Origin of the sequence: Streptomyces marinisediminis, assembly GCF_026262575.1 — a bacterium.
In the GTDB taxonomy this organism is placed as follows: Bacteria; Actinomycetota; Actinomycetes; order Streptomycetales; family Streptomycetaceae; genus Streptomyces; species Streptomyces marinisediminis.
The window spans coordinates 1-683 of record NZ_JAPKFL010000103.1 but is presented as its reverse complement, the minus strand read 5'-3'; the positions used below and the strand labels follow the sequence as shown (position 1 = coordinate 683).

General features: G+C 75.0%; 1 protein-coding gene. It reads right to left on the bottom strand.

Going from position 1 to position 683, the window contains the following annotated elements:
• Positions 1-683 (bottom strand): condensation domain-containing protein (locus OSB71_RS24260; RefSeq protein WP_265950947.1); only part of this gene is annotated, 683 nt, incomplete at both ends.

The window sequence follows — 683 nt, the reverse complement described above, 5'->3', positions numbered from 1 at the left end:
GTCTCGGTCACCTCGGCGAGGGTGGCGGCCAGGCTCCAGCCGTCCAGCACCGCGTGGTGGTCGGTCACCGTCCACTGGAAGGCGTCGTCGGCCAGCACGTGCACCGCCATCCGCCACAGCGGCGCCACCGCGGGGTCGAAGGCCGTCGTCCGCTCCCGCCGCACGTGCTCCGCCAGCGCGGTGCGCCGCGCGTCCTCCCCGCCGCCGCGCAGGTCCACGACGACGAGCGGCGACGCGGCCGTGGCGTGCACCAACTGCGTCGGCTCGCTCAGCCCGCTGAGGTCGAACGAGGTGCGCAGCACCGCGTGCCGCCGGACCACCCGGGCCAGCGCCGCGCGGAACACCGCCTCGTCGAAGCGTCCGGGCACGTGCAGCGAGGTGACGTTGACGTACGGGTTGCGGTCGGGGTCGCGCTGCTGTTCGTAGACCATGCCGATCTGGAGTTCGGCCATGGGGTAGGCGTCCTCCAGCCCGGCCGGGAGCCGGTCCCGGTCCTCGGCCGGGAGAAGCGCGAACGGTTCCCGCGCGGCTTCCGCGTCCGCCGCTTCGCCGTCCCCGTCCCTGTCCCCAGCGCCGTCCCCGTCCCCGTCCTCGGTGCGGGTCGCGGCGGCCAGTTCGGCGAGGGTGGGGTGCTGGAAGAGGTCCTGGAGCTGGAAGTGCAGTCCGGCCTCTCGGGCCCCGCT